Raw genomic sequence first — 26,632 nt, 5'->3', positions numbered from 1 at the left:
GTTATTGACTTTGCTGGTGTAATGTCTGGCTAGATTGATCGGTAACGACGCTAAGCTCTTCAGAGGTCGCGGCCAATTGCGAAGATGAGTGATTAATTTCACTTAGTGTTTGCTGCAATTGCTGTTGCATAACAGCCATTCTGCGGATCATATCCCCAGCTTCGTCCGCGGCATCATCGGCAAACTTTTGGGTTAAATCGCCACTGGCAATACGCTGACAGATAGCTACAGCATTTTGCATAGGGCCAATGAGACTGCGGCTAAAGAAATAAGCTAGCACAACGGCTCCGATAACCGCAAAAACCACAATAGCAATCATAGTACTAAGTGCTAATTCTATCGTGTGTTTTGCACTGTTTGCTTCCACTAAGGATCTTTCTTGCTGGTAATCTGCTAAGGCACTTATCGCATTTGATACTTTAATAGCGGCATCATTTAACCCTGCATTACGCAATGCAATAGACTCGGTATATTGGCGTTGCTCGTTTAATCTCAGGATCTGTTGATGCAGTTGATCGTAGCCGTCTTTGGCTTTTAATACCTGCTCTAGTACCTTGTGCCCTTCTGGCGTACGTTGAAACACCTCTACTTTATCAATATTGGTTTTAAAGTTATCCAGCTCATTACGGATGCGATCGCGATGACGTTGCCGTTCAGCATCCGTTTCCGCATACATTAAATTAAGTGTATACAGCCTAATAAATAGAAAATCTTTGTTGAGTTCACCTGCTAATAACGAAGCTGGGAGTCGATGCTCTGCGATATTACTGATATTGACTTCAACACTGTTAAAGCGCTGAATGGCGGTAAGTCCCACTAAAACCGTGAGCAACGTCATAATGCCAAAGGCAACGCTTAAGCGTTTGCCGATTTTTAGTTTTCTTAACATTGTATAGCTTCCTGCATTGAAGGCTGTTTACTGTTTCACCCCGTCAAGGTTAGTACGGTAAAAATGGAACGGCTTGCAGTCTTGAGAGTGATATGAATAACGAGGCGAGGTATTAACAACATTGCTTCGTTAAAGTAACTTTAACACCCGACCTAACTAAAGGCATCAGTAAATACTTGTTTTTGATCAAATTTTTTAAAAGTTGTTTATAGCGAAAGCAATCTAATTTGGACATCATGTTGAATGAATACTGTGGATTTTTGACAATTTCTTAGTGAATTATTGTCAAAAATGTTGAGAGTAAGAATAATTGGGCCTACATAGTCGCCCTAGATTTAGCTCATAAGCCATATTAAAACTGTAGATAATTCACGCTATCGTCTAACTGTTTTTAACGTACTGATTACGCTAATGTCCAAAGATGAGCCAATGGACATCGGCATTTGATTAATGGCATTTAATACCACCAAAAGCAAAAAGCTCCACAGAGACTGCGGAGCGTTTTATTTAGCAAAGGGATTAAACAGTAAAGTTGGCGCTTGTCTTAGCCTTTCATATCCTTTTCCATATCTTCGTAGGAAGTATGGCGAACGTCTTTACCTTTTACGTAGTAAATAATGTATTCGCAGATATTTTTACAACGATCACCGACACGCTCAACTGCGCGTGCAGCCCACAGTACGTCTAAAATATCGGGGATTGAGCGTGGATCTTCCATCATATAGGTCATTAGCTGACGGATAATGCCTTCATATTCGCGGTCAAGCTTGGCATCTTCTTTGTGCAGTTCTAACGCAGTATCTGCATCCATACGCGCCAGCGCATCTAAGGTCGCATGTAACATGCGAGTCGCATGACGCCCCATATTTTCAATGCTAACTAACAAAGGTTGTTGATTATTTAAACGCTTATCGAGTGCCGCTTTTGCGATTCGCACACAAGCATCACCAATACGTTCTAGATCGGCAATGGATTTAGATATGGCAATAATTAAACGCAAATCACTGGCCGCGGGTTGACGTTTCGCAATGATGCGGGTGCATTCCTCATCAATCGAAACTTCCATACCATTGACTTTATGGTCGCCATCAATCACCCGTTGGGCTAACTCAGCATCGAGAGCACTTAAAGCATCAATCGCCTGTTCTAGCTGACGTTCAACCAAGCCACCCATAGCGAGTACGCGATTACGGATATCATCTAGTTCAGCAGTAAACTGTCCTGAGATATGCTTACTTAAATTCATATTTTCCATTTGGCCAACCTTTTACTCAAGTGTTTCAAGGCCTAGGCTCTCGCCTAGACTGTGGCGTTTATTTAGTCACTGATTAACCGTAACGTCCGGTGATGTAATCTTCTGTTTTACGTTTTTTCGGCGTAGTGAAAATGGTATTGGTATCCGCATATTCCACTAATTCGCCCATATACATAAAAGCAGTTTGATCCGATACCCGTGCCGCTTGTTGCATATTGTGAGTCACTATCACCACGGTATATTTGGTTTTCAGCTCAGTGATTAACTCTTCAATGGTTAAGGTTGAAATAGGATCGAGTGCCGATGTGGGTTCGTCGAGTAATAGCACTTCTGGCTCAATCGCAATTGCACGGGCAATCACCAGACGTTGCTGTTGACCACCCGATAAACCAAAAGCGTTATCGTGCAATCTGTCTTTCACTTCATCCCAAATAGCCGCGCCGCGCAGTGAACGCTCAGCGGCTTCATCTAAGTCTCGACGATTATTAATGCCTTGCAAGCGTAAGCCATAAACCACGTTCTCATAGATCGACTTTGGAAATGGATTTGGACGTTGGAACACCATGCCCACATTTCGACGCAGGGCTGCCACATCAATTTTTTTGTCGTAAATATTTTGACCGTGCAGCAAAATCTCGCCGTCGATATAGCAGTTATCCACTAAATCGTTCATACGGTTAATACAGCGCAGTAAGGTCGATTTACCACACCCGCTGGGGCCGATAAAGGCAGTGACTTGCTTCTTGGGGATCTTCATCGATACATTAAACAGCGCTTGCTTATCGCCATAGCGCAAATCTAAGTTGCGGATCTCCAGAGCGGTATCGTTCTGGCTTAAGTTCGCCAAATCAAAGGTGTTCGTTTTCATTGCTGTTGAATCTATAGAAATCATATTCAGTCCTAATACTTTCAGGATAATCGCTGGTTAGTGCTCAAGCGAACGATATTTTTCACGTAAATGATTACGTACACTAATGGCTGTTAAGTTAAGTGCCACTATCACAGTCACCAGCAAGAAGGAGGTCGCATACACCAGAGGACGCGCCGCTTCGACGTTAGGACTCTGGAAGCCAACATCATAAATATGGAACCCTAAGTGCATGAACTTACGTTCCAAATGCACAAACGGGAAGTTAAAGTCCAGTGGTAATGTCGGTGCTAATTTCACCACACCCACCAACATCAGCGGCGCCACTTCACCGGCAGCGCGAGCAACGGCTAAAATCAGACCCGTCATGATCGCAGGGCTTGCCATCGGGATCACAATCCGCCACAGGGTTTCGGCCTTAGTGGCACCCAGAGCCAAACTGCCTTGACGCACGGCGCTTGGGATCCGACTTAACCCTTCTTCTGTCGATACAATCACGACAGGGAGAGTCAGAATCGCCAATGTCAGCGCCGACCAAATCACCCCAGGCGAGCCAAATGTGGGCGCAGGTAAGGCTTCAGCGTAAAACAATTGGTCGATGGAACCGCCCATCATGTAGACAAAGAAACCTAAACCGAATACACCATAAACAATGGAAGGAACACCTGCTAAGTTAATTACGGCGATACGGATCATCTTAGTGATCGGCCCTTTTTTGGCGTATTCATGCAGATAAATTGCCGCAACTACACCAAAAGGCGTCACAATAATTGCCATAAGCAATACCATGAATACGGTGCCAAAAATCGCCGGAAACACTCCGCCTTCGGTATTGGCTTCACGGGGATCATCCTTCATAAATCGACCTAGGCCCACAAACCAATGGCGTACTTTACCCAGCAATCCCAAATGATTCACATAGGTCACATCCAAAACCGAATCAAGCTTTAACTCCACTTCAACACCACGCATATCGCGCACGATAACCGAATCGCGGGCAGCCTCATCACGTAGGGTAAAGAGTTCTTTTTCCAGCACTAAGTAATCTTTCTGGAGGGCCTCCTTCGCCGTAGCCAGTTCTGACTTACGGCTATCTGTCAGCTCACCATCTAACTCATAACGACGCTCTTTTAAACGCAGTCTTTCGATTGCGTAGTTAATGGCACCAATATCTTGCTTTTGTAGTTTGAGTGCCTTGTCCGACAGGGCTACCGCTCGGTCAATATGTTCCATCAGTGATGACTCTATAGCATCATTCACTAAATCAAGGCGCTTACCATCTTCTATTACTGCCACCGGATAACCATAAAAGTTACCGTTTTTAGTACGCTCAATCATGGCGACATCCTCAGGAACGGAGCGACTAATAATGTCAGTCGCTAATATCCAACGGAAATCTAAGCCAACAAATTCACGGTTACCGGTTTTGACTAAGTAACGGGTTACAAACTCGGCAGGAGGCTCTTTAAACACATGTCCAGCAGCAATAAGACGCTCAGATGGGACTTCTTCCCTATCGTAAATCTCACCGATTAAGGTTGAGCGAACACCCGAACTATCCTCAAGCTCCCATTGATAAATATCCGCAGGCCAGAAGTAACTTAAGCCACGCCATGCTATCAGCAGTAATAAGCCCAATACCGCAATCAAACTGATGCTCACCGCTCCGCCTGTCATCCAAATCCACGGCGAGCCTGATTTTACCCACTTACCCATTGCACAAACCTCTCAAGGTCATTGGCGAAATAGTATTTAAAGTCATTATCTTATCTCCGTTACAGCGAGCTATAGCGGTCACGTAGACGCTGTCTCACCACTTCAGCAATGGTGTTAAAGAAGAAGGTAAATACGAACAACACAAATGCCGCGAGGAAGAGCACACGATAATGGGAGCTACCAATCGCCGACTCTGGCATTTCTACTGCAATGTTCGCAGCCAAGGTACGCATACCTTCAAACACGCTCCATTCCATAATCGCGGTATTACCTGTTGCCATCAGTACAATCATGGTTTCGCCCACGGCGCGCCCTAGCCCCATCATTACCGCGGAGAAAATCCCAGGACTTGCGGTTAATAGCACGACTCGCGTTAAGGTTTGCCAAGGTGTAGCACCTAGCGCCAAACTGCCGTTTGAAAGATGGCGAGGTACAGAAAAAATGGCATCCTCAGCAATCGAGAAAATGGTTGGTATCACCGCAAAGCCCATGGCGATACCCACCACCAGCGCGTTACGTTGATCGAAGGTGATACCCAGCTCATTAGTGATAAACTGACGGGTGTTACCATCGAACAGGGCGACTTCAATCATCGGACTAATGGCAAAGGAGAACCAACCGATAAAACAAATCACGGGGATAAGCATAAGCTCTTGATATACCTCGGGCAAACGCTGTTTCCATTGGACAGGTAATCGACTCCAAGCATAGGCTGAGGTCAGGATAGATGTCGGCAATAACACCAAGAGAATTAAAATACCGGGTAAATGTTCCTCTATCAGCGGCGCCAACCAGAGTCCCGCCAAGAAACCTAAAATCACCGTTGGCAAAGCTTCCATAATTTCAATTGTTGGTTTAACTAAAGCGCGCACTTTAGGTGACATAAAGTAAGCCGTATAAATAGCGCCAGCAATGGATAATGGCACCGCAAACAACATGGCATAAAGTGCCGCTTTCATCGTGCCAAAGGCTAATGGCATTAAACTTAACTTGGCCTCAAAGTCATCGGAGCCAGAGGTGGATTGCCATACAAATTTAGGCTCAGGATAACCTTCGTACCAAACCTTGTTCCACATAGCGGTCCATGACACTTCAGGGTGGGAGTTCTCCACACTGAAGATATGTAGCTTCTTATCCGCTTCAACCACTAAGCTATTTGAGCGAGGGCTAAAACCCATCATACCGGGGTTTTTAAGATCAAATTTTTCGTCAAAGAGTTCACGATGGCTTGTGGTGTAGAGTAATGACAACTCCCCTTCTGGGCTGATTACGGCAAAACTCTTACGGTAAAATTCAGAGGCGATAGAGGCAATAGGAGGTAAGTCATTAAACTCACGGATTTCCTGATATAAGCGACCTTTAGGACCATTGACTTGAAAGTACTGAGCAACCACACCTGAGTCATAGCTGACCAAAATAGAGCTAGCGCCCGCTAACAGCGCTATCTGATTCACCTTTGACTTATCCTTCTCAGCATCAATCACTTGCATTAATTCAATATTTTCAGCATCACGGATATCGTATACAAAGACTTTGTTGCCCATTTGCAACATCAACTGACGCTGGTCTGGCGTCATCAACTGCTGAGCCACTTTTTTAGGTGCATCTTGAATAATCGACGTCGTGGTCGTCCATTCAACCTGCTCAGTCATCAGATTCTCTTGACCTTCGAGGCGGCTTAAACGCCAAATCCCAAGATGATCTTTATAGGCAAAGCTCATCTTATCTGAGCTATAAATAAAAGTAAGTTTGGTAATTGTCGCACCTGACTCGTCAATAGTGACAGGGGCTTCGCCAGCAGGGTAACGTAATTTAGGGGTGATCAAGCGCTTGTTATTTGGGTAAGTTAAACCAAACTCAATCCCCACTATCAAAGCTTGACCATTGCTTAATCCTAGTGCGAAGCGTTGTTCACTCGGTGCAGCTACCGCAGCACTTGTCACTGTCACGCCCTCTGGTAGTGACTGCGAAAAAGATGAGAGCAAACTGCCGTCAGCCACAGTGTAAAAATCCACTTGACCATCAACGGAGACACGGTACATGACCTCATTTTGTTCATCGACGCCAACCATAAGCGTCGCAGTATCGGCATGCTGATAACTCACCGTTTTTATAGGCGTCACATCCGCACTATCAAAAATGGGTTTTATCACATACAGCAAATAAAAGAAGATCAACAATAGGGCGACAAACACCATAGTGCCGCCAATAGTGACCCCAATTTGAGCCGCTTTATCCTTAAATGCCCTGCGACTTGAACGTCCACCTTTCAACATATTGTGAGACGCAGAACCAGGTTGAGTGACCTGACTTTCCATTAAGAACCTCTATTTATTAATAGCTAGCGTTTTTCGCTAGGATTTGCTGAGTGCTATGCTTACACTGTTTGAACGTAAACTGAGCAATAACAACATCCTTCATTCTAAGTGCGTTGGATTATATGACGCAAAGATGACAGTTGTGTTACACCCCGTTTTAAAACAGGTGCCTTTTATACAAAATAGGAGTCAGTCACTATGCTACGATATTTGATCACACTACAAGCACCTGATAGAAAAGGATTAGTTGAACAAATTGCCCATGCGGTAAGCCGTCACGGTGGTAACTGGCTCGACTCAGAACTCCGCCATATTGACGGTGTCTTTGCCGCTATTTTGTTACTCGAACTCCCCTCAATGCGCATGGACGAATTAATCGAAGCCCTAGAATGCATTGATGGCCTCACCCTCACCTATGCTAAAACATCGGTATCCCTCAAGCCCATTAAACGCTTAAGCTACAGCCTTGTCGCCTACGACAGACCTGGGCTAGTACTTGATATTTCAAATAAAATTAATGCACTTGGGATCAATATCGAACAATTTAGCAGCCAATATGAAACCGCTGGTCACACGGGTATCGCCTTATTTCGCGCAACGATTAGCCTTGGATTAACCGATACAGCCCAAGAAGATCAACTTGCTGAATCTCTCTATGCCCTAGGGGATGATCTCGTGCTTGACCGATTGAGCCGTTAACATTGCACTTTATCTCAAGACTAAATAGCTAAAAGACAAAATGCCGCCGAGTAACTACGGCATTTTGTCTCCGTTATCGTGGAGAGACTGCTCCAACCGGCTCTCTCAACTTACTATCAATCGACTCTCTTAATAAAAAATCCTATCTAAACTGGTTTGGATAATCTTGTATACTGCCAACCACGCAGTGACATTAAAGATAATGTGTGCACTTAACGCTTGATGAGCACCAAGATGCACACAAAAATAGGAATACCCATGTTAGGAACGCTAAAAAAGATGCGCGCACAACTAGATGATGCGCAGCAAGTACAATACCAGCTCATTGTTGGGGATGAATTACTGCCACTCAATCCTTTAATAGGTAAATCACTCACCTTGACGCATACAGGCAATATTTATTGTTGTAATTGCGGTAAAAAGACCAAAAAGAGTTATTCGCAGGGGCATTGTTTTGTGTGTATGCAAAAACTGGCTAGCTGTGATATGTGCATTATGAAACCAGAAACCTGTCACTACGACCAAGGGACTTGCCGCGAACCCGATTGGGCGCAAAACCACTGTTTCGTGCCACATTATGTGTATCTGTCCAATACTTCAGGCGTTAAAGTCGGCATTACCCGCCATACTCAACTGCCCACCCGTTGGATAGACCAAGGTGCCACCCAAGGTTTACCGATATTTAAAGTCTCAACAAGGCAGCTTTCAGGTTTAGTTGAAGTCGAACTCGCTAAATTGGTTAATGACAAAACCCATTGGCAAGCCATGTTAAAGGGCCATGCCGACGATATCGATTTAAATGCTAAGGCTGCGGAACTGATCCCGCAAATTGAAGCAAAGCTACATGAAATCGGTATGCAAAAAGGCAACTACCGCATCGATCGCTTGCAGGAAGAGATTCAAACAATTCATTATCCGATTGATACCTTCCCCAAAAAAATCACCTCACATAATTTTGATAAGGAAGCCGTTGTCAGCGGGATTTTGCAGGGAATTAAAGGCCAATATTTACTCTTTGATACGGGGGTGATTAATATCCGTAAATTTAGTGCCTATGAAGTGAGTGTGGCGTTAACTGACTGATATAAGGTAAAATCCATGTCAAATGAGTGTGTTGAAATCCGTTATGGCTGTCAGCACACTCATTGCTAAACCGTTAGATGACAGTAGTAAAGCGTCTAGATAGCTTAAGTAGAACGTCGATATGCTGAACGACATGCTGAGAGTAGAACCTCAACAGGCTCATACCCAAAGCATTGGTGCAGTACCAGTGTTTAGCATGATTGATTACCCTCATCTTGCAATAACTCATTAGCACTCACGCCCTGCGTTCATATGGATGAAAATGGCGCTCGGCTTCCCCAAAGTAAAGAACATCTTTATATGGAATATTCTTGATGAAACAAGGACCTCAAAATTTTATCCGTCGCTGTGCATTCCAACAAAAATTACGTAGTAAGCAATCAGGAATATTTTTGCTCTTGATAATCCCGCTGATAATAGCAAGCGGTCCTTGGAAGGAACTGACCACATCGCTATCGACAGAACCATGGGATATAGGATTTACTATTGTTGTCGTTTTAGCCGTTGTGATGGCATTTTTCTTCGTCTTCTTGATCATTTCTGAATCGATAAGACTAGGCAAAGCCGCTAAAAATGAACAAAGGAAATTAGCCGAAGCGGGGCCAGATGGCTATTACATCGATATCTATCAAGAAGGCCTCATTTTTCATGTTTACGATGCCGAATTTCATCTTTTTGAGATGAAGCAACTGTTTGTTCCTTTGGATGAGATTGCCAGTACAAAATACCTAAAAAGTAGAAGGGGTATTCCTACCTTCACGATCAACTTTTCCCACATTTCCGCCCAAGTGTCGTTCACGCCTAGAGAAATGAATGTGGATGATTTTGATTTTATGAAGGAATTTCTCGAGACTCATATTTCCAATCGAGGGAATAAGTCAGCTTAAGATAGGCTGGTTAATTAAACATAGGCGCGCTGCGTTGTGTACAGCTTAAGTCACACAACGCGCGCTATTATTGGACAAGCTTGGTTTAGATGAATTTGTATGTGGATGCACTAACCTTGCGCTTCCATGTAGACAAGTTCCCAGATATGCCCATCGGGATCTTCAAACGCATGGCCGTACATAAAACTCTGATCCTTGGCTTCACGATAGGCTTTACCGCCATGTTGCTCTGCGAGCTTAACTAGTTGGTCGACACGTTGCCGACTTTCGCAGTCAAGGCAGTTGAGCACTTCAGTCATGGCATGGGCATCGACAATCGCCTTATCCGTAAAGCCTGAGAAAAACGGCTTAGCCAGCAGCATCACAAAAATATTGTCCGCTATAACAACACAGGCTGCCTGTTCATTGCTGTATTGCTCATTGATAGCAAAACCAAGTCCCGAGTAGAAATAGCGTGATTTCTGAACGCTCTCAACAGCCAGATTAACAAAGATACTTTGTGGCATAATAATTTCCCTTTATTAAGGGCGTGTTGACGTTTCAGGGTTATTTTTGCAGCGAGTTGGCTGGCTTTTATGCAAGGCAAAGCCCGTGCAGTGTAGTTATTCTACATAAACGGGCGATAACGCAGCAAAAACGCCAGCCAAACGCTGCCCGAAGGGTTCGTCTGGCAAGCTCTTGCTCTTTGTCACTCGTCATTTGAGTAGAATAACTACACGTCACTCCTCGTTTCGCGATCACGAGCTTGCCAGAGCGAACAAAATTTAATCTCGAAACGTCAACACGCCCAAGTACTAATCGCGCCATCAGACGCTAAGTTCACAACCTTGTTAGACATATCACTGCTGCAACACTGACTATCAATATTGAAAAATCAACGATACGTCGATGTTGCTCGAGGCATAATCATCTCTTCAAATAATTGAATTAGCAATCTCTAAAACAACAAATCGTGTGCTAGAAGTACCTTATTATTTAAACGTCGATCGTCCTATTTCACCGTTTGGGTTGTGGGCAGAGATAACAGCATTTCATCGATAGTACAGAACCTTTATCGTATTTTTTGAGATCGACGCCATACGACATATAGGCGCGGCCAAATTTACCCGCTAGAATGCCTCGCCGAGCGTCTGTGAGTGAAATAGCAACTGCGCTTAAATTTGAGGGAAAATCTCCCTATCACAATGCCAAAAACGACAATTACAGGTATGAGATCTATCTATGGAGTTAATACTCGCTATCGCGTTATTTGCCTTTTCATCGGGGATCACCCCAGGGCCAAATAATATTATGCTGATGACTTCAGGGGTGAATTTCGGCGTTAAACGCAGTATTCCACATCTGATGGGCATAAGCCTCGGTTTCCCGACCATGATCTTAGCCATTGGTCTAGGCTTAAGCGCGGTATTCCAAGCCTATCCTATTATCCATCAAGTCATTAAAGTCATCGGCATCGTATACCTTTTATATCTGTCTTGGTTGATTGCTAATAGCAGTAGCAAGATGGAAGGTAAGGCCATTGCAAAACCTTTTAGTTTTATTCAAGCGGCAGCCTTTCAATGGGTTAACCCTAAAGGCTGGATTATGGCGGTGGGTGCAATTGCGACCTTTACCTCAGTGCAGCAGGAATTAACTCCGCAAATCATCACGATTGCGACGGTGTTTTTATGTGTCGCGTTTCCCTGTGCTATTGTCTGGCTTGGTTTTGGAGTGGCCCTGAAGCGGATTTTGAAAAATGAGCGGCAGCAGAAGATATTTAATATCACTATGGCAGTCTTGCTTGTGGCGTCTATCATCCCTATGATCGCCCCCTAATTTTTAAGTACGAGCAAACCACCGCCATGAACGAAATTGACATGATCATTCAACAAACCGACAACTGGGTGAAAAAAGTGATCATGAAATACAATATTTGCCCCTTCGCCAGACACGAAGTCGAGCGCGGCAGTATTCGCTATCTTGTGGTGGAACAAACTAAAGTCAAACTCGTGCTCAAGGTGCTCATCGAAGAATGCCAATATCTTGATGCGCACCCCGAAGTCGAAACTACGCTGTTTATTCTGCCCCGAGGTTTTGAGGGTTTTTATGCTTATCTTGACCTCGTCGATATAGCAAATGACGAGTTATTCGATAACGACTACGAAGGCGTTTATCAACTTGCACACTTTCATCCCGACTATTGTTTCGAGGACGAACCACAGGATTCGGCGGCGAATTTTACCAACCGCGCGCCTTATCCAACCCTGCATATTATTCGCGAAGCTAGTATGGAGTTAGCTCTTGCTAACTACAATGACCCCGAAACTATCCCCGAGCGCAACATCGCCTTTTGCGAACGCAAAGGCAGCGATTTTTTCGTCAAATTGCTAGCAGAGTGCATGGGGAAATCAGCTTAATAGTACTTTGGGCAACACATTTACTGCGTAAAAATCAGTTGTACGCTTCAATCACAAAGGAATGTAACCGCGATGGACTTAATAATCCCACCAGCATTAAAACCGTTTTTAAGCACGGCGATTCCTGACTCACGCCAACTCGATATCGGTTTTGCCCTATTTGAATTTCCAAGATGTGAAGACCTAATCGATTTTCAAATGGGTTATCGCTGGCACGGTATCACCCGAGCGCGGGAACCTGCTTGGGATAACAATTGGTTAGTGTTGGCAAGCTCCCATGGCGACCCCTTAATTTATCATTTAAAGGACGGGCATATTCTTTTCGCTCGTCATGGTGCAGGCCATTGGGAGCCCAGTCTTCTTTTTACCGATTTAGCCCAAATGTCTCGCTGCTTTAATGAGATTGCGGCCCTTATCACTGAAGCGGATGAAGCCATTTTCGATGATAACTTCAATATCCAGCCAACTTATGTTGAGCTAATTAAAACGATGATTGTTAACCATGTAGGGCTTGAACAAGGCAACCAGATAATCGAGCAATTGGAAATCAAGGCCTACTAACATCATAGGCCGTAGAAATTTAAATGATATAAATCATAACATTAAGCATATCTATGACCTCTTTATCATGGTCAGTAATGCTCACGAATAAGATCAAAACCTATAACTGAAAACGTCTTAGTAACCCTTTTAACGTAACACCAAGGCTAGCAAGATCATCAGCGGAGTGCGCTGTTTCTGCCGCGCCATCAGCGGTTTGCTCGGCAATATCCCTCACTCTCACAATACTTTTATTAATCTCTTCTGCCACGGCGCTTTGTTCTTCCGAGGCAGCCGCGATTTGATGTGTCATATCTTGGATACGGCTAACCGCATCGGCAATATCCACTAACATTTCACCCGCTTCGCGGGATAATGACACGGCGCCATCACTCAATGTCCGGCTTTTGGTCATCATTTGTACCGACTCCAGTGTCCCCTTTTGCAAATTAACAATCATATTTTCAATTTCTTCGGTAGAGGATTGTGTTCGACTCGCAAGGCTTCGCACCTCATCGGCCACCACTGCAAATCCCCGTCCCGCCTCACCTGCTCTTGCTGCTTCAATGGCCGCATTTAGCGCGAGTAAATTGGTCTGTTGTGCAATCGATTTGATCACATCAAGGACGGAACCGATACTGTCACTTTCCGATTGTAAGCGCTCCATCGCATGTGCCGTGGTCGCTATTTCCTTGGCTAACAGTTCGATTTGACTGACCGCTTCGATAACTTTTTTATTACCTATCGCAGTGGTGTGATCCGCCTCTTTAGCCGCTAGCGCGACATTTTCAGCACTGGTAGATACCTCTTGCACTGTCGCCGCCATTTCATTAATCGCGGTGGCAACTTGGTCAGTTTCACTACGCTGATTTTGCATACCCGCACTATTTTGTTCAGTGACCGCAGAAAGCACCTCAGCCGATGAAGCCAACTGCACCACGCTATCGCCTATTTGTGTCAGCACTTGCTTAAGGGTGCTATTCATTTCACCCATGGCACGCAATAGTTCCCCCATCTCATCCTGACGCTCGGAGTGGATAGTGCTGCTTAAATCACCTGCGGCAATTTTTCTCGCCGTAAGGAGAGTTTGTTTAAGTGGCCCGACAATTTGTCCACTGATTAACCACGCAAGTAAGGGGCCGACAACCAAGGCGACAATTAACGCGCCAAGTACCACGGCCTTTGCTTGGGCATCAGCGTCTGCCCGTCGATGCTTTTGGATGTCAACTAATTCACGAATATTCACCATCAATGTTTGTGCTGCGCCGCCCATTGACTGGGCTAGGTTATCCATATCACGGTTAACATTGACCATAGCATCAATATCATGGTCGTAACGGTCCAATATCTGGATGGCTTGTGCGGTATCCTCCCCCTTAAGTGTGGCGATAGTCTGTGACAATCTAGCAATGGCATCTTTTGCCGTTTTTAAATTAAGATCACTAGCATCATAGACATAGCCTCGGATGTGATAACGTAACATGGTCATTTGCTGGCTAACACTTAAGGCATCTTTTAATAATTCAGTATTTTGTGTCGCTTGGGCCCTGTTGGTCATTCTATCGACCAGCTCCGCATAGGTGGCAACCAACTTGGCCCCCACTTGAGCCCCCGTGACTTTCAATTCCTGTTTATGCTTAAACACATCACTAAACTGATTTATCGATTGATGATACCGATCCATCGCCACTAGCGATTCTTGAAGATACTGCCGATCGTGGGCATCGCTAGACGCTGACAATTGTTGCTGTAAACCGCTTTTTGTATTTTCAATTAAGCTCTGGAGTTCATCCAATTTGGTTAAATCGCCATTTGCGATAAATTCTAATCGTGCAGCCTTGGCCGCAAGCAATGTTTTATCGACATTGGCAATAAACTCCAACCGACTACTGCTGATATCGATTGAGGTAAGTCCCCTGTATCCAGCCGCTGCCACAATAAATATCAGCAATAACAAGATCCCAAAACCAAGCCTTAACTTATTGGTTACCGTCATGTTTCCTAGCAGGCGGCGCAAACCTTCCATTTAAATACCCCATATCAAATTTAAAAATGAATATACAAATCCAATGCAATTGTAATGAGTTTTTCATGGCCGTTTATTGACCCAGTTAACCAATCTATAAAATACATTATATGTATAACATTTAAATTAAAGATGTATTGTGGAAGTCAGAAGCAAGAGAAAGCGTTGCGGGAATGACGGCAAAAATGAAAGGGTGATGACACATCATAGTAGAACCGCCACGGATTGACGGTCGTTAAGGAGGGGATGATGCCAGTCACGTGAGTAACTGCATTCGATTTACAATAGACACACAACCAAATTAAAACAATAAAGTTGAGCACTACGACAAGACTGGTGACATCACAATATCCGATACATCTTCATCATGGTCGATACTAAAGGCCATAAAACCATCGGTTTTAGGAATCGCTTGATAGACTTCTGTTTGGGTAAACTGCACTAGGCATTCGTTAAACACTGCGCGTATTTGCCGCACTATCTCCTCCCACTCACTAAAGTCATCCTCGGGTAAGCTCTGTTGAATCGTCTGCAACTCATCCTCTGAAAGCACATAACATGTACTAAAACATTGATACTCCCAGTCACCTGTATTGAATTTAAGTTCTTGGATTGCCTCAGGGCTTTGGTATGACTCAGCCCATTCCCCAGACTGGTAATAGGTCAATCGCTGCTGAAAATCTGCCTCGGTATTAAAACAAAGATTTAATTCTGCATATTCCGCATGGGTGTCAAAAGCAAAGGCATAAAAGGTTTTATCTGGATGAGCTAATAAAAATTGCTCAACCTCAACCGTTGTAAACCGCAATATCTCGGCTTTGATTCGAGCAATAAGAGCATTATCTAATGGCATAAAGATGTTCCATTTACACAATATTTTTTGTGTCTCAGTGCGTCACTTAAATTAAACCGACGTTACTAAACTCAATGCTTTTAGTCATTTTTTACTGACGTCAAGCATTGAGAACAAGCTGAATTAAAGGATTTGTACGCTCCATTTCTCATTGCCATAGCGACGATTTTTATAGCTATCGATACGCCATTCATCGGCTTTTTTGAGAGCAATAAACAAATACTCATCTTCGAACTTAGTGTTGGTTTTAATATAGATTTCGGCTCTGCTTTTATTTTTTAAAGTAATTTGCACTTCAAGAGGATGATCGCAACCATTAAATTTTGAAGGAAACCCGAAGGAATTACGCACTTTTCCGCCGTAAATACGGGGCTTATCGGTGCAAAAATCGTCAAATAATGGCGCTATTTGCTCACTCAGTAAAGTAAACCAATCGGTTTGCTTCGCATAATGGAATTCAGCCACTGGCAATTCCTGCCGTAGCTTATCTTCTTCGGCAGTTCTTTCGGTATAGAGGGTATTTTCGATACTGTTCCAGCGCGTACAAAAAGATAACACCCTCTCTGTTAAATATGCTTTTAATTCAATCTCATCCATTTAAATTATTGACTCCTTTCTTTATAAATCTGTCGGTCAAACCCGCCAAGAGTTTATACCATATCGGGACAGATAAATGACTCTTTACCGCTATTAAACGACGTATTAAAACCAACCCTTTACGCTCAGCGAGCTTGCTCCACTGCAAACTCGATAGCAAGCCATAACACCATAATTTACAATGCTATAGATTTAATCCCCACACATCAAAGGCATCACGACTTAGTTGTTCCCTAAAATCTGGGTGAGCGATGGCGATCAGCGCTTGTGCCCGTTCGCGTAGGCTGCGGCCGCGCAAATTCGCCACGCCGTATTCGGTCACTATGTAATGCACATGGGCTCGAGTGGTAACAACCCCTGCGCCGGGTGATAACACGCTGGCAATGCGAGAAAGCGTCCCACCTGCGGCAGTGCTTGGCAGGGCAATAACGGAGCGTCCACCTTCGGATAACCCCGCACCACGGATAAAATCCATCTGCCCGCCCACGCCCGAATAAATTTTAGTGCCAATGGAGTCAGCGCACACTTGCCCTGAAAGATCGACCTGCAACGCCGAGTTAATCGCCATCACATTGGGGTTTTTACGGATAATTGCGGTGTCATTCACTTGCTGAATATCCATAAAAATCACCGCTGGATTATCATCAACATAATCATATAGTTTTTGGCTACCAAGGGCAAAACCTGTGACCAATTTTCCGGGATAAAAGCACTTTTTACTATTGTTAATCACGCCTTTTTCAACCAGTTGCAAAATGCCATCAGAAAATAGCTCAGTGTGAACGCCTAAGTCCTTGTGCCCTGTCAAACAAGACAACACCGCATCGGGAATAGCGCCTATGCCCATCTGCAAACAGGCACCATCTGGCACCAATTGCGCGACGTGTTTCCCGATGGCCAAACTCACGGCATCACCAGTCGAGAAAGAATGAATCGGCAGGGCCGCACTCTGTTCATACACAGCAGCAAAACGGTCGATATGGATAAAGCCATCGCCGTGGGTGCGCGGCATTTGTGGATTAATATGGGCGATAATTTTACCCGCCACTTGGCAAGCCGCAAGCGTGGCTTCGACTGAAATCCCTAAGGAGCACATACCATGTTTATCGGGCGGCGACACTTGGATAATCGCGGTATCGATTTTTTGCTCGCCGCTACGAAAGAGTTTGGGCACTTCCGAGAGGAAAATCGGCACATAATCCGCATCGCCACTTTGTAATAATGCCCGAGTGGGCACACCGCCGAAAAAACAACGATGGCGTAAATGTCCTTTTAAACTAGGGTGGCTTAAGGATTCTGCGCCTTCGGTATGCAATTGTAATAGCGTGAGATTATCTTTAGTCAGTGCGTGCTGCGCCAACGCATCTAATAAAATTCTTGGCGTTGCCCCCATGGAATGGGTCCACAGGTATTCACCGCTTTGAATTAATGAAACCGCATCGAGCGCGCTATGACAAATAATGGGAGGCATAATGAATTTCCTTCGCTAAGCATAATGGCGGTTCCCAATCCTAGCTCACCCACCCGATATCAAACCTAGACGCGCATAAATCCAGTTAAAACGCGAACAGTCTGTTTATTGAGAAGACTAACTGCGGTGGTGGTAAATAAATGAGGAACACATATTGCGTCGCAGTGTAAGGTAAATCTTAATTAAGTAACATCTATTTCAAGGGCTTAACAGGACTGTTTATCGATAATTTGCGCTATATCATAACTCTAACAATTGCACGATCTAATCCAAGCGTTTCGAGAATCGCAAACTCGCAATAAGCAACCCAATACAGGTAAAACCTATCATCCACAGGGCATCAAATTGCAGATCCATCACTTGGGCATCCCGCAGCACTATCGCCCGAGACATACGCATAAAGTGCGTTGCGGGTAAGGCTTCGGCAATCCACTGCGCGGCGATGGGCATAGCATCAAAGGGAAACATAAAGCCAGATAGCAGAATAGAAGGTAACAACACGAATACCGTCATCTGCATCGACTGCAGTTGGGTTTTCGCCATCGTCGAGATCACTAAACCTAAGGTTAAACTGGCACAAATAAACAACATGGCGGCAAGGGCAATGGAATCGAGCCCACCGCGAATAGGTACGTCAAATAGCAGATGCCCAGCACTCAAAATAATCGTCACTTGCACAAAACCCACCAACACATAGGGCACAATTTTACCGAGCATCAACTCCAGTGGCCTAACCGGTGTGGTGATCAAAAATTCCATATTGCCCTGCTCGCGCTCGCGCACTATGGCGGCGGAAGTAAACATCACCATGGTCATAGTCAAAATCACCCCCAACAGGCCGGGCACTATGTTGACCACAGAGCGCTGTTCAGGGTTGAAATATTGCACTACTTCAAAACTCGGCGTAGCAGTTTTTAGCGCCCGACCTGCAATTTCATCCAGCGGCATTTGCCTTAAGCTGCGAATGGTTGAGGCGACTACGGTATCCGAGCCATCCACCAGCCATTGACCGACGGGTTGCGCTAAATATTGCTGGTCAGCAAAGCTAGGATGACGCACTAAACGCTCATCGAGATCGGCGGGTAAATAAAGTACAGCTTTAACTTCACCGCGAGTGATCGCCGCCTCGGCCTCGGCCGCGCTTAGATAACGCTGTTTAAAATCCACCACTTGCGTTGCTTCAACCGCCTGTATCAGTGTGCGACTATAGGCCGAATCGCTTAAATTCACCAGACCCGCGGGCAAGTGGCGCGCATCGGTATTGATGGCATAACCAAACAGCATCAGTTGCACTAAAGGAATCATCACTATCATGCCAAAGGTCATGCGATCCCGAGACAATTGCCGCAGCTCTTTAACCACAATTGCAAAAATTCTACGCCACATGGCTAGCCTCCTTGGCGTGAGCGGCCAAGCGCTCGCCCGTGCAAGTCACAAACACATCCTCTAGGCTGGCACGCACTTCTTCCATCGCTCTATTTGCGATTTTTGGTTTAAGCCAAGCTAACGGATCGGCTATATCGCTTCGCACTAATACCCGTAAACGACTACCAATTTGCGCCGCCGACAACACGGCAGACTCACTCATCAGCGATTGTTTTAATGTGCGTAAATCATCACCCGAAACTTCGAGTACCCGTGCGCCCATGGCCGCCATCAATTGCTGCGGTGAACCATCGGCGCGCTTTATCCCCCGCTCCAAAATCGCTAAACCGTGGCAACGCTCGGCCTCATCCATATAGTGAGTCGACACCAGTATCGTGGTGCCTTGGGCGCAGAGATCGAACAACCGCTCCCAAAACTCGCGGCGATTTTCAGGATCAACAGCCGAGGTGGGTTCATCGAGAAACAACAATTCTGGGTGATGTAAAGTCGCGGCCGCGAGGGCTAATCTCTGCCTCTGACCGCCACTCATGGAGCCCGCCATTTGTTTCTCGCGGCCGACTAAATCGTAAAGCGTCAATAACTCCGCTAAGCGCTGCTGGGACTGACGGCGGGTAAGCCCATAAATTTGCGCGACAAACTCAAGGTTTTCCCGCACTGAAAGATTATCGTATAGGGAGAATTTCTGCGTCATATAGCCAATGCGGCGACGTAATTTTTCCTCGGCGCCGGGTAAGGTTTCACCCAAGACACGAATATTCCCGGACGTTGGGCTCAGTAGCCCAGTCAACATACGGATCGAGGTGGATTTTCCACAGCCATTGGGGCCGAGAAATCCGTAAATTGTCCCCTTGGGAATGGCTAAATCAAGGTTTTCTACCGCATTAATACCACCAAAGGCGCGGGTCATGCCTTGGGTCTGAATAGCAAAATCGGTTTGGCTCATGGCTGCTGCACTCTTTGCAGCACATCGAGTTGCAACACATCGAGTTCAACTTCTAATGCCATGCCAGTAGGTAGATCCTGACCCGCGCTGGAAATTGTGATATCCGTTAGATACATCAGCCGTGCACGATCGCGTTCATTGAGCGCATAAAACGGTGTGTAAGCGGGTTGACTGCGAATATTGCGCACTGTACCCGCAATCGGTGCCTCACGACCGTCCACCAGGATATTCACGCTATCGCCCGCCTTCACTCTGTCTAACCAAGTCGCAGGCAAATATACCCGCACATAGGGATTATCGCTCGCCAGTAAACCAATCAACTGAGTGCCTGCGGCGATACGATCGCCCTCGCGCCAAGGCAAAGTATCGACAACGGCATCACGCGCTGCCACTAAGCTCAAATCTGCTAAAGCTTTTTGCTCAACTGCGACACTGGCACTGGCCGCAGCAACCGCTGCTTTGGCCTGCGCGAGTTGCTCACTGCGAGTGCCATTTTCTAACAAACGTAAACTCTGCTGCGCCTCAGCCTGTTTCGCTAAACTGATATCCCGCGCCGCTCGGGCCGTATCTAAGTCCGCTTGGCTAAGCACTTTTGTGGTAAATAAACGATTTGTTCGCTCAAAAGCTCGCTGAGCCTCTTTCACAGTGGCATTCGCGCCATCGAGTACGGCCTTAGCCCTATCAATATCCTCTAAACGCGCACCAGTGACAGCCTCGGAAAGCTTAGCTTTTGCCTGATCAAGCTCAGCTTGGCGCAGGGCTAAGCGCGCATTAGCTGAGGTTGCATCGAGCTGAATTAACACTTCACCCGCTTTAACCCTTTGACCTTCAACCACATTTATTTGAGTAATCAGTTCCCCGACGGGAGCGGTGAGCGTTAGCCTGTCCCGTTCAACAGTGCCCAGCACCCTTGGTGATTCTTCAGTACAAGCCACCAAAAGCAAAAGTGCACAACTCATGCCCACACGCATAATAAAGCTAAGATTGGCACTCATCACACATTCCTCGGTTCGCGCAGCACACCCTGAGTAAAAACCTGCATATTATGCGATGCTAAGCGCTGTAAATCATCGGCATCGACACTAAAACCAAACTGTCGCATCAACACAGGTGGTGCAATAAGTGGAAACACCATCAGACTCACAAAACTTAAACGGACTAAATCAGGATCAATCCCCTCTTTTAAGTATCCCGCATTGACTAATGTGGATTCGAGCCATTGCCGAGAAAGGGATAAAATATGATCAAACACAGACAACATAATATGGTAGGGCTCTGTACCATCCCCCTCCTGCAATACCCGCATAATTAACCTTGGTAGTCCAGGATTTGGCGCCATAACACGATAATAGGTTTGCATAAGTTCACTCATATTATTAGGCGCTTGAGCTGCAGATATTTCGCGTAAACGCGCTAATACTGGCTCAAGGGTTTCACGCACCATTTGTTCGAACAATCCTGCTTTTGAGCCAAAATAATAACGGATAAGCGCAGCATCGACGCCAGCTTCGCGAGCAATTTCACGGGTCGATACCGTTGGATAACTGCGGTGACTAAAAAGACTTAAGGCAGCAATAATTAAGCGTTGGCGAGCGTCAGAACTCCCCTTTGGTCGACTGGGAATAAACGGCTGTGATGTGGGTTGGACGGTAAAAGGGACAAGCCCCTTTGGACGACCGGGGACGAGCGACATGGCAAGCTCCAACAAAATTCATCTACTGATGAATATACTGAAAAGCCGCGTGAAAAGGCAGCAGTTAAATTCCTCATTTTCATTGATATTGAGGAATTTAACCCTAGGACTGCATGGTTAAAATTTAGATACCGTTCAATCGAAAAATTAAGCGGCCTTCTATTAAAGATTTATACAGTAAAAGCTTATGCACCTTTCACTATCGCACTCAAACGGGTAATGAATTGCTGTACGGCTTCAACCGAGTCAAAACTAAAGGCAAGACCATAATGGGTTTCAGTCAGGCTCTTATGCAAACGCTTAGGGAAACGCGTCATCTCCCCATTATGAAAGTAATCGTATTTGGCATGCACCCCAGCAAGAGTAGCGAGTTCCCCCGAAAACACCTCAAATGCGGGGCGAATAATCAGATTCGGCGATTTGCCATCTAAATGTAGATAGAAAGCCTCTTTCGTCTCAGGCAGCATATATTCGGTAATATTTTTAATGGTGAAATTTGTGCGGCAGTGCAATCTATTTAACGTGCTCACCATCTCATTGTGTTCTATAGCCAAGCGAATTCTCCATTGTCGTATCCATAAACATGGCCTTGCTTAACAGTGCGAATGAACACTCGTCTTAGCCACTTTGGTTATTCCTAAGAGCCTAATCGGTTTAGTCTTTAAATGCACGAGAAGGATCCAAAGCCAATATCTTTATCCTAAACCAATCTTTCGCGCACATGCCCAAGGGATGAATTATTTCACTCTTTTACGATGATGGCTTTGTCACTTAACGTGCCACATGCTGAAAATACAAACAACAAACACTTTAGCAACAAGACGTGCGATGATACCGTCATGTAGCCGTTATAAACTTTGCAGAATTATCAAGGTACAATCCTTTTAAACACCTTTTATTATCGGCATAATGTCAAGGTTTTGACGTCGTCAATCTTACTGGTTACACAGCCTTTTTATAACAATTTTATCTAAAAATAATAAAAGCAACTTAAGATAATACGTATCCATAGTTGCTCAATAAATGGAAAACCCTATGAGTGACAGCACATTTTTCTTTGGTGAATGGCAAGTTAATCCCAGCGCCAACAGTCTGCTCCTCGGCAAACAAGTCAAACAACTTGAGCCTAAGGCCATGGATGTGCTGCTATTTCTGTGTCAACGGGCAAACGAAGTCGTAAGCAGTGATGAAATTGTCAGTCATTGCTGGCAAGGGATAGATACGGGTGATAATCCACTACACAAGATTATCAACCAGCTACGCCGCGCATTAGGCGATAGTGCCACCGAGTCCACTTATATTGAAACCATTCGCAAACGTGGTTATCGCACCTTAGCCGAAGTGCGTTTTCCCGTGGGGCACGAAGCCACCGCCAGCCCACAAACTTGGCAAGGCGGCTCACCTTTTCCCGGGTTACAAGCCTATAGCGCCAACTATGCCGAGGTGTTTTTTGGCCGTAGCGAACAAATCACCACCTTACTTAACCGCATTAGCCAGCAAATCCATTTTGGCCGTGCCTTCTGTCTGATTTTAGGCCCCAGTGGCAGCGGTAAATCTTCCTTAATTAATGCGGGGGTATTGCCAAATTTAATGAAGGGAAATGGCTTTAATGGCGTCGGTGTTGTGGCCTATAGCAGCCTCGATTTTGCCGATGTCAGCAAAGGGCAACTGCTCACCGATCTGGCCAGTGCCATGCTCGATTGGGAAGTCAACGACACTCCAGTCTTCGAGGGGATGAGCGCCGATACGTTGGCAATCAAGCTTACTGAAGATATCCAAGATATTATCGTGCAGTGCAAACAAGCACTTAAAAATCAGCCCTATGCAACGCCGCGTTTCGCCTTGTTTATCGACCGATTAGAAGTGTTGCTCTCATCACCACTATTTAGCGATACCGAACGAACCCAGTTCATAGAATTATTGGAACAACTCGCCACCTCAAAAGCCGTGATTATCATCAGTGCCTGTCGCAACGATTTTTATCCTTTATTGGTCAATTACCCAAGCTTAATGGCGGGTAAAGCCCGCGGCGCTCACTTTGACTTAGCACCGCCAACACGCACTGAGCTATTACAAATGATCCGTCTGCCCGCAGTGGCTGCCAACTTAAGCTGGGAAGTTGACAGCGACACCGCCATGCCGCTCGATGAAATGCTCTGCAGCGATGCCGCCAGCAACCCAGATGCGCTACCGATGTTGCAATACACTTTGCAGGCGCTGTATCTGCAGCGCAGCGCCGACGATAAGTTGTTAGTCTCGGTTTATCATGCACTTGGCGGTATTGAAGGGGCGATTGGCAAAAATGCCGAGCAGGCGATTTCCCATTTAAGCGAGGCCGAAAAAGCCAGCCTGCCGCGGATTTTATCCCTATTAGTCACCCTGCGCGAAGATGAAAAGTCCATTACTAGCCGCACCGCTCGCTGGTCACAACTACAAAGCACGGCCGAAACCGCCCTAGTGCAAGCCATGGTCGATAGCCGCTTATTCGTGTCGCATCTGCAAAATGGTGAGCCCTGTTTTAGCATCGCACACGAAGCACTTTTACGCCGTTGGCCGCGGGCAACCGCTTGGATTAGTGAGCATAACGACAGCTTAAGCATTAAGAGTCGCCTACAGCATTTATCTAAGCGTTGGCTCAGTGAAGCTAAACACAGCGCTTATCTGCTCGCCGACGGCAAGCCGTTGAAAGAGGCCCAAAGCCTCAGCCAAAATCCGTTATTCGATTTAGACGATCCCGAAACCGCCTTTATCGCAGCCTCCAGCAAACGCGCCAATATGCTGCGCTGGACTAGGCGCCTAACCGTCGCCCTGCTGTGCGTCCTCACCTTAACCTCCGTCATTATGAGCGTGCGCAGCATAGAAGCCGAAAAACTTGCCCTGCAAAAACGCCTCGCCGCCGAAGATTTGCTCGGCTTTATGGTGGGTGACTTCGCCGACAAGATGCGCGGCATCGGCCGTATGGATTTACTCGATGGTATCAGCAATAAAGCACTGGAATATTTCAGTGATTTTTCCCATCAAGATGATGATGCACATTTAAGTTTTGATGCCCGTTTTCAACATGGTCAAACCCTAGAGGCGATGGGCGAAGTGGCCTATTCGCGCAATAAAATCGATGAAGCCCGTAGCGCCCTGCTCGCCGCGCAGGAGAAAATGCTGCCGCTATTGAATTTGCAACCAAACAACCTAGCCCTACTGAAAACCCTAGGCGCCAATGCATTTTGGCTCGGACAACTTAAATATGATGTTAGCGACTGGGCTGCATCGCGCCCTTTTTTCGAGCAATACTTAGCCTATAGCCAAACTATGTACGCCCTTGCACCCGAAGATAAAGATGCGCTCATGGAACTTTCTTACGCCCATAACACTTTGGGCTCAGTTTCGATGAAGCAACAGGAATTTGCCAAAGCACAACAAGATTTTGAAGAGTCGCTAAGGCTTAAATTGCTCGCCTTGGCAAAAGCGCCTCAAGATAGCCAGCTGATTGCGGATATTGCGAATGCACGATCTTGGTTAGCGAGTGCGGCAGTGTCTCTTGGGGATTTAAACTCTGCAATTACAATTAACTTACAACTGCAATCGGAATTAGAAGCCCAACGTAAGTTAAAAGATGCAGACGGATATTTACTTGACAGGCTATCTATTGGATATCAGAGACTTTCATTTTTATATGAATATCAAGGACAACTAAGCCTAGCTTTCGATAATGCATTACAAGGCGAACGAGTTATACAACAAGCTTTAAATTTAGATAACCAAAATACTTCATGGAAAGTAAAACTATACTATCTAAAACTCCAACTAATGTTACTTAATGCAAATATTCAAGACAAACGAGTTCTATACACACCTGAAACATTAGATGTAGAACTAGCTAGCGAAAGTGAAAGCTTTATAAAGAGTAAACGTTACCAACAACTTAAGGCCACCCACCTTAAAAACTCAGCTTATTACTACCAAATACTTGAACAACCTAAAAAGGCACTAGTATATTTAGATAAAGCATTTTTGTTACTCAAAGACTTAATTAAAGATGCTCCAAATGATTATAAACACTATGCTAGCCTAGCTGAAACTGAACTATTAATAGCTAAACAATCAAAAAATATAAACGACCTTAACTCAATGAAAAAATATTGTCTAAGCGCAAAGAGAAGACTAGAGTCCATTCAAAAAAAAGATAAAGACCCTCAATACTTATACCCTTATGCAAAAGCCTTAGATTGTTTAGGAGAGTTAGAGACTTCCCCTACATTACTTAAGCAACTTAAAGCAGCGTCAATTAAAGATATTAAATTTTAACAACCAACAAGGAAATATTATATGCAAAATACTTATGGTCAAGCGCACTATATTAAAGTTACCGTCACACTAGAAAATGGTGAACCTGTTTTTAGCTATACTGATGCCGAAGGCGCTGAATGCCAAGGCGATGTTACAGTCACAGCCGCTAGTACTATCACTTATCTACTTGATGACCAAACAGGAAAAGATCTAAAGTTCGTAGGCGCAGGATTTTTAACCCCATTCGATCAGATTATTGATGCTGTAACCTTAAGCAGTGATGGTAAACTGCTGCAAATGGTTGATCTGGACCACACACCAGGCACAACAAAATTCCAGTTTATATTAACAAATAGTACCAATACTCTAATGCTACTGAGTCCTGATCCAGAAATCATCAACGACCCAAATTAATCAAAACCGCAATAAATCGGGGACGGTAGCTTTTGCTAATGTGTCCCCTTTTTCTGCTTATCGGCCAAAAGCGGGGACCAAAAGCGGGGACATATATGGTCACCTTGGGGTTAGCAAGGTCAATGTCCTACTTTATTCAAACTAATTTGTGCTAATCGATAAATCACCTTTCACAACGGGGTATCAGTCGTTAATGGTTCGCGGTCTTGCGACATATATCCGGCGTCTGTTGCGCCCTAATGAGATCCAAATTGACGTCTTACCCTCCTTGGCAGCCATATGGCCTCGAAGGCCACTGTCCCGGTCAGGTTTTG

Annotated in this window: 23 protein-coding genes; 8 read left to right on the top strand and 15 right to left on the bottom strand. The window is 45.2% G+C overall.

Going from position 1 to position 26,632, the window contains the following annotated elements:
- Position 1: 1 nt before the first annotated feature.
- The 5 genes from MZ182_RS06875 to MZ182_RS06855 form a co-directional block, all read right to left on the bottom strand.
- On the bottom strand, positions 2-889 hold the full coding sequence (locus tag MZ182_RS06875) for a methyl-accepting chemotaxis protein (protein ID WP_248069289.1): 888 nt from the start codon (positions 887-889) through the stop codon (positions 2-4).
- 544 nt (positions 890-1,433) lie between these two features.
- Positions 1,434-2,144 (bottom strand): phosphate signaling complex protein PhoU, encoded by a 711-nt coding sequence (gene phoU / locus MZ182_RS06870; RefSeq protein ID WP_011789941.1) that lies wholly within the window; start codon positions 2,142-2,144, stop codon positions 1,434-1,436.
- Between the two features lie 73 nt (positions 2,145-2,217).
- Positions 2,218-3,036, bottom strand: a complete 819-nt coding sequence (gene pstB / locus MZ182_RS06865; protein ID WP_011789942.1) for a phosphate ABC transporter ATP-binding protein PstB — start codon at positions 3,034-3,036, stop codon at positions 2,218-2,220.
- A 33-nt stretch (positions 3,037-3,069) separates the two neighbouring features.
- A complete protein-coding gene (pstA, locus tag MZ182_RS06860; RefSeq protein ID WP_011789943.1) occupies positions 3,070-4,728 on the bottom strand; it encodes a phosphate ABC transporter permease PstA in 1,659 nt (552 codons plus the stop codon).
- 59 nt (positions 4,729-4,787) lie between these two features.
- Positions 4,788-7,046, bottom strand: a complete 2,259-nt coding sequence (locus MZ182_RS06855) for an ABC transporter permease subunit (protein WP_248069287.1) — start codon at positions 7,044-7,046, stop codon at positions 4,788-4,790.
- A gap of 198 nt (positions 7,047-7,244) precedes the next feature.
- Between MZ182_RS06855 and MZ182_RS06850 the strand changes: the two genes are divergently transcribed.
- From MZ182_RS06850 to MZ182_RS06840, 3 genes are all read left to right on the top strand, one after another.
- Positions 7,245-7,745, top strand: coding sequence for a glycine cleavage system protein R (locus MZ182_RS06850; RefSeq protein ID WP_011789945.1), 501 nt, complete (start codon positions 7,245-7,247; stop codon positions 7,743-7,745).
- A gap of 258 nt (positions 7,746-8,003) precedes the next feature.
- Entirely contained in the window at positions 8,004-8,828 is an 825-nt protein-coding gene (locus tag MZ182_RS06845; protein ID WP_248069278.1) for a DUF2797 domain-containing protein, read from the top strand.
- 314 nt (positions 8,829-9,142) lie between these two features.
- Complete coding sequence (locus tag MZ182_RS06840; protein ID WP_248069276.1) at positions 9,143-9,715, top strand: hypothetical protein; 573 nt, start codon at positions 9,143-9,145, stop codon at positions 9,713-9,715.
- A 110-nt stretch (positions 9,716-9,825) separates the two neighbouring features.
- Here MZ182_RS06840 and MZ182_RS06835 read toward each other — a convergent pair whose 3' ends face one another.
- Positions 9,826-10,221 (bottom strand): VOC family protein, encoded by a 396-nt coding sequence (locus MZ182_RS06835; protein ID WP_248069274.1) that lies wholly within the window; start codon positions 10,219-10,221, stop codon positions 9,826-9,828.
- Positions 10,222-10,936: 715 nt separating this feature from the next.
- On the opposite strand from MZ182_RS06835, the gene MZ182_RS06830 reads away from it, so the two are divergent.
- The 3 genes from MZ182_RS06830 to MZ182_RS06820 all read left to right on the top strand — a co-directional run bounded on the left by MZ182_RS06830 (position 10,937) and on the right by MZ182_RS06820 (position 12,672).
- A complete protein-coding gene (locus MZ182_RS06830) occupies positions 10,937-11,530 on the top strand; it encodes a LysE family translocator (protein ID WP_115015518.1) in 594 nt (197 codons plus the stop codon).
- A 26-nt stretch (positions 11,531-11,556) separates the two neighbouring features.
- On the top strand, positions 11,557-12,111 hold the full coding sequence (locus MZ182_RS06825) for a DUF1415 domain-containing protein (RefSeq protein ID WP_248069273.1): 555 nt from the start codon (positions 11,557-11,559) through the stop codon (positions 12,109-12,111).
- A gap of 72 nt (positions 12,112-12,183) precedes the next feature.
- Positions 12,184-12,672, top strand: a complete 489-nt coding sequence (locus MZ182_RS06820) for a hypothetical protein (RefSeq protein ID WP_248069270.1) — start codon at positions 12,184-12,186, stop codon at positions 12,670-12,672.
- A 100-nt stretch (positions 12,673-12,772) separates the two neighbouring features.
- On the opposite strand, the gene MZ182_RS06815 is transcribed toward MZ182_RS06820, so the two are convergent.
- The 9 genes from MZ182_RS06815 to MZ182_RS06775 form a co-directional block, all read right to left on the bottom strand.
- Entirely contained in the window at positions 12,773-14,677 is a 1,905-nt protein-coding gene (locus MZ182_RS06815; RefSeq protein WP_248069268.1) for a methyl-accepting chemotaxis protein, read from the bottom strand.
- Between the two features lie 322 nt (positions 14,678-14,999).
- Positions 15,000-15,530 carry a DUF4303 domain-containing protein gene (locus MZ182_RS06810; protein WP_011789953.1) on the bottom strand — a complete coding sequence of 177 codons (531 nt, stop codon included), beginning with the start codon at positions 15,528-15,530 and terminating at the stop codon, positions 15,000-15,002.
- 123 nt (positions 15,531-15,653) lie between these two features.
- Positions 15,654-16,127 (bottom strand): NTF2 fold immunity protein, encoded by a 474-nt coding sequence (locus MZ182_RS06805; protein WP_011789954.1) that lies wholly within the window; start codon positions 16,125-16,127, stop codon positions 15,654-15,656.
- Positions 16,128-16,311: 184 nt separating this feature from the next.
- Positions 16,312-17,598: an acetyl-CoA hydrolase/transferase family protein gene (locus MZ182_RS06800; protein WP_011919025.1), complete on the bottom strand. Its 1,287-nt coding sequence runs from the start codon at positions 17,596-17,598 to the stop codon at positions 16,312-16,314.
- A 264-nt stretch (positions 17,599-17,862) separates the two neighbouring features.
- On the bottom strand, positions 17,863-18,984 hold the full coding sequence (locus MZ182_RS06795; protein ID WP_011789956.1) for an ABC transporter permease: 1,122 nt from the start codon (positions 18,982-18,984) through the stop codon (positions 17,863-17,865).
- Positions 18,974-19,927 carry an ATP-binding cassette domain-containing protein gene (locus MZ182_RS06790; protein WP_248069266.1) on the bottom strand — a complete coding sequence of 318 codons (954 nt, stop codon included), beginning with the start codon at positions 19,925-19,927 and terminating at the stop codon, positions 18,974-18,976. Before MZ182_RS06790 ends, MZ182_RS06795 begins: the two co-directional genes overlap by 11 nt.
- Positions 19,924-20,922: an HlyD family secretion protein gene (locus MZ182_RS06785; protein WP_248069265.1), complete on the bottom strand. Its 999-nt coding sequence runs from the start codon at positions 20,920-20,922 to the stop codon at positions 19,924-19,926. Before MZ182_RS06785 ends, MZ182_RS06790 begins: the two co-directional genes overlap by 4 nt.
- The gene (locus tag MZ182_RS06780; protein ID WP_011789959.1) at positions 20,922-21,620 is read right to left on the bottom strand and encodes a TetR/AcrR family transcriptional regulator; all 699 of its coding nucleotides are present in this window, start codon (positions 21,618-21,620) and stop codon (positions 20,922-20,924) included. Before MZ182_RS06780 ends, MZ182_RS06785 begins: the two co-directional genes overlap by 1 nt.
- Positions 21,621-21,805: 185 nt before the next feature.
- Complete coding sequence (locus MZ182_RS06775; protein ID WP_011789960.1) at positions 21,806-22,153, bottom strand: hypothetical protein; 348 nt, start codon at positions 22,151-22,153, stop codon at positions 21,806-21,808.
- 502 nt (positions 22,154-22,655) lie between these two features.
- Here MZ182_RS06775 and MZ182_RS06770 point away from each other — a divergent pair.
- Together MZ182_RS06770 and MZ182_RS06765 are read left to right on the top strand one after the other, a co-directional pair.
- Positions 22,656-25,922 (top strand): winged helix-turn-helix domain-containing protein, encoded by a 3,267-nt coding sequence (locus tag MZ182_RS06770; protein WP_248069263.1) that lies wholly within the window; start codon positions 22,656-22,658, stop codon positions 25,920-25,922.
- Between the two features lie 21 nt (positions 25,923-25,943).
- Positions 25,944-26,318 (top strand): DP-EP family protein, encoded by a 375-nt coding sequence (locus MZ182_RS06765; RefSeq protein WP_011789962.1) that lies wholly within the window; start codon positions 25,944-25,946, stop codon positions 26,316-26,318.
- Positions 26,319-26,632: the final 314 nt, after the last annotated feature.

This window comes from Shewanella sp. JNE2, from assembly GCF_023159115.1.
GTDB lineage: Bacteria > Pseudomonadota > Gammaproteobacteria > Enterobacterales > Shewanellaceae > Shewanella > Shewanella putrefaciens.
This window is presented reverse-complemented; position numbering and strand designations above follow the sequence as displayed.